The following is a 3184-nucleotide window of genomic DNA, read 5'->3' as shown; positions in this document are numbered from 1 at the left end:
CCGCGGCCTTCGGCAATTCGCTGGCGCTGTCCTTCGGCGCGGCGCTCCTGCTGGCCGCCGCCGCGCTGCCGGTGGCGCTCGCGATGCGCGCGCGGATCGTGCGCGCCGCCTCGGCGGGCACCGACCTGCCCTATGCGCTGCCTGGCGCCTGCACTGGCGTCGCCGCGATCCTCGTCGTGCTGTCGCTGCCCGGCGGCGGCGCGCTCTACGGCACGCTCGGGCTGATCCTCTTCGCCTATCTCACGCGCTTCCAGGCGCTGGCGTTGCGCCCGGTCGCGGCCGCCGCGGCGCGGCTCGATCCCACGCTCGACGACGCAGCGCGCGGCATGGGGGCGGGGCTGCTGCGCCGGATGCTGCGCGTGCAACTGCCGCCGCTCGCGCCCGCGCTCGCCGCGGGCGGCATCCTCGTCGCGCTGACGGCGGTGAACGAGGTCACCGTCTCCTCGCTGCTCTACGGGCCGGGCACGCAGACGCTCGGCGTGCTGGTCTTCGGCCTGCAGGAGAGCGGCCAATCGCCGCTCGCCGCCGCGGTGTCGTGCCTGGCGCTGCTGCTCATGGCGCTGCTGATGGCCGCCGCGACGCTGGCGGCGCGCCGCCTGCCCGGCGGCACGCTCCCCTGGCGCCCCTAGGCCATCCGCCGAGGCTTCGCATTCATCTTGACTTGACCCATCCACGCAACGAATTGTTCGCGCGATCGGGGACCGACATGCCGGATCTGACGTATCTTGATTGTGCTCGCTGCGCCGAAGCGGCCTACAGCGTGGACACCCCCGTCGGGCCGAACTTCACGCGCGCCTTCTACGGAGACCTCGCGAGCGGCTTCAAGGGCAGCTACTTCAGCTTCGCCACAGGGACCGGCGTGGACATCGTCATCGCCTTCGCGGGCACCGAGCCCGAGACGTCCGAGGATCTCATCGCCGACATCGGCTTCGGCGCCGGCGCCCTGGGCAGGGTCGGCACGATGATGAGCGCGGCCGGCTCGGCGGCGCAGCATTTCGGGTCGGCCGGGCAGATCGCCGGCGGTGCGATGCGATACCTGGGAGCCGGGGCAAGCCGGCTCGACCGCAACGGCCTCCTCATGCTGCGGGAGCAGTTCCGCGGCGCCGAGGAACTCGCCCGCCAGGGCATGTGGTATGCGCAGCGCATGCGCGGCCGCGTGGCCGTCACCGGCCATTCGCTCGGAGGCGGCCTCGCCTCGATGATTGCCTGCCATCTTGGCCTGCGCTCCGTGACCTGCAATGCGCCGGCCACCTCCCAGCTCGGCTTCGCTCTCGGCCGCGCGCAGGTCACCAACATCGTCGCCGTCAACGACCCGATCAACGCTACCACGTGCCTCGGCAATCGGATCGGCGAGACGATCACGCTTCGCACGAGTCGTGTGCTGATGGATGCGCACAGCATCTCCAGCACGGTCGCCGACCTCTCCGCCGGGAACTACATGGCCGTGGGGGCGTCCCGCGTCTTCAGCGCCGGCGCGGGACAGCGCGCCGCCTGACGGATCGTCACACCGCCACGCTTGCAGCCCGATGCCGCGCCGTTGCGGCGCCGGCCAAGGGATAATGGGGGCCGGCCTGCCTCAGCGACAGGAGCAGCGGTCGCCCGGCGCGGCGCGCAGGTTGTTGCGCACCCAGGTCACGCCGTCGGGCTGGAAGTCGAAGCTCGGCCCGATGATGCAGATCGTCGCGCGGTTGGCGAAGCGCGTCTGGATCTGCGGGATGGTCGAGCGCTCCACCAGGATCCGATCGTTCACGCAGTAGACCGTCGCCGGCGTCCCCTGCGCGAGCGCCGGGCCGGACAGGAGGTATACGCCCATCAGGGCGAAGGCGGCACGCAGACGCATCGAAGAAGGCCCCCATTGTCGCGGACGCAACGATGTTGCGCCGCGATCAGCCCCTCGACAAGCGGATCAGGTCACCAGGCTCCACCCCATCCGCACCGCCGTCACCAGCAGGAAGGCGGCGAAGACCCGCTTGAGCAGCAGCGGCGGGATGCTGTGCGCCAGCTTCACGCCCCACGGCGTCGCCAGCAGGCTCGCCGGCACGATCAGCGTCACGCCGATCAGGTTCACGTAGCCGACCGAGAAGGGCGGCAGCAGCGCATTGCCCCAGCCCGCATAGACGAAGCCTGCCGTCGCCGGGATCGAGATGATGATGCCGAAGGCGCTCGCCGTCGCGACCGCCGCGCGGATCGGCGCGCCGAAGGCCGAAAGGATCGGCACGCCGACCGTGCCGCCGCCAATGCCCATCATCGCGCTGACCGCACCGATCCCGCCGCCGATGCCGTGCCGGCGCGCGCCGGTCGGGAAGCTCTCGCGCAGGCGCCAATCCACGCCCGTCAGCGCCATGTTCGCCGCGACCGCCAGCGCCACCAGCGCGAAGACCACCGTCAGCGCGTCGCCGCGCAGCACGACCGCCAGCGCCGTCCCCAGCAGCACGCCCGCCGCGATCGAAGGCGCCAGGCTCTTCAGCAGCGCGACATCCATCGTGCCCTTGGCGAAGTGCTTGCGCGCCGACTGGATCGAGGTCGGAATGATGGTCGCGAGGCTGGTGCCCACCGCGAGCTTCATCTGAACCGATTCGGGAATGCCGAAGAGCGGGAAGACGTTGAACAGCACCGGCACGATCACGATGCCGCCACCCACGCCGAGCAGCCCCGCCAGCAGGCCGGAGATCAGCCCGGTCGCCGCCATGGCCAGCGCCAGGCCCGCCAGCCAGAATGGATCGGCCATGAACTCCATCGCGCGCGCACCTGCCCAGTTTCAGAAGGTCAGGGGCGGTGACATAAACATCCATCCCGAGGACGTCACCCCGCGTGCCGATCATTGCTGACCCGCTGTTCTGGGGGCTCGCGATCCCCGCCTTCCTGCTTTCGGGCATCAGCAAGGGCGGCTTCGCCTCCGGCGCGGGCAATGTCGCGGTGCCGCTGATGGCGCTGGCCATCCCCGCGCCACAGGCCGCCGGCATCGCGCTGCCGGTGCTGTGTGCGATGGACATCTCCGGCCTCCGCGCCTGGTGGGGGAAGTGGAGCGCGCGCGAACTCCGCGCCGTGCTGCCCGGCGGGCTGGCGGGCATCGCGCTCGGCACCGCGGTCTTCGGGCTGATGAGCGACCAGGCGGTGAAGCTGATGGTCGGCGCGATCGCGCTCGCCTTCCTGGCGCGTGCGCTGTGGCAGGCGCGCCCCGGCC

At 71.5% G+C, this 3184-nt stretch carries 5 protein-coding genes; 3 read left to right on the top strand and 2 right to left on the bottom strand.

Annotated elements, in window-relative coordinates; all coding sequences use genetic code 11:
* Both L2I40_RS21035 and L2I40_RS21030 read left to right on the top strand, forming a co-directional pair.
* Positions 1-629: ABC transporter permease subunit (locus L2I40_RS21035; RefSeq protein WP_237217134.1), on the top strand; the 629-nt coding region annotated here is incomplete at its 5' end.
* 77 nt (positions 630-706) lie between these two features.
* Complete coding sequence (locus tag L2I40_RS21030) at positions 707-1495, top strand: lipase family protein (protein ID WP_237217132.1); 789 nt, start codon at positions 707-709, stop codon at positions 1493-1495.
* A gap of 81 nt (positions 1496-1576) precedes the next feature.
* Here L2I40_RS21030 and L2I40_RS21025 read toward each other — a convergent pair whose 3' ends face one another.
* Both L2I40_RS21025 and L2I40_RS21020 read right to left on the bottom strand, forming a co-directional pair.
* On the bottom strand, positions 1577-1840 hold the full coding sequence (locus L2I40_RS21025) for a hypothetical protein (protein WP_237217129.1): 264 nt from the start codon (positions 1838-1840) through the stop codon (positions 1577-1579).
* A gap of 66 nt (positions 1841-1906) precedes the next feature.
* Positions 1907-2728 carry a sulfite exporter TauE/SafE family protein gene (locus L2I40_RS21020; RefSeq protein WP_237217128.1) on the bottom strand — a complete coding sequence of 274 codons (822 nt, stop codon included), beginning with the start codon at positions 2726-2728 and terminating at the stop codon, positions 1907-1909.
* A gap of 83 nt (positions 2729-2811) precedes the next feature.
* On the opposite strand from L2I40_RS21020, the gene L2I40_RS21015 reads away from it, so the two are divergent.
* A partial coding sequence (locus L2I40_RS21015) for a sulfite exporter TauE/SafE family protein (protein ID WP_237217126.1) occupies positions 2812-3184 on the top strand: 373 nt, incomplete at its 3' end.

Source organism: Falsiroseomonas oryziterrae (assembly GCF_021864505.1).
In the GTDB taxonomy this organism is placed as follows: domain Bacteria; phylum Pseudomonadota; class Alphaproteobacteria; order Acetobacterales; family Acetobacteraceae; genus Falsiroseomonas; species Falsiroseomonas oryziterrae.
The sequence above is the reverse complement of the archived record's forward strand: the minus strand, read 5'-3'. Positions and strand labels throughout refer to the sequence as shown.

Coding starts and splice junctions, on each gene's coding strand:
- L2I40_RS21030 (WP_237217132.1), top strand. CDS start 707: ATGCCGGATCTGACGTATCTTGATTGTGCTCGCTGCGCCGAAGCGGCC.
- L2I40_RS21025 (WP_237217129.1), bottom strand. CDS start 1,840: ATGCGTCTGCGTGCCGCCTTCGCCCTGATGGGCGTATACCTCCTGTCC.
- L2I40_RS21020 (WP_237217128.1), bottom strand. CDS start 2,728: ATGGCCGATCCATTCTGGCTGGCGGGCCTGGCGCTGGCCATGGCGGCG.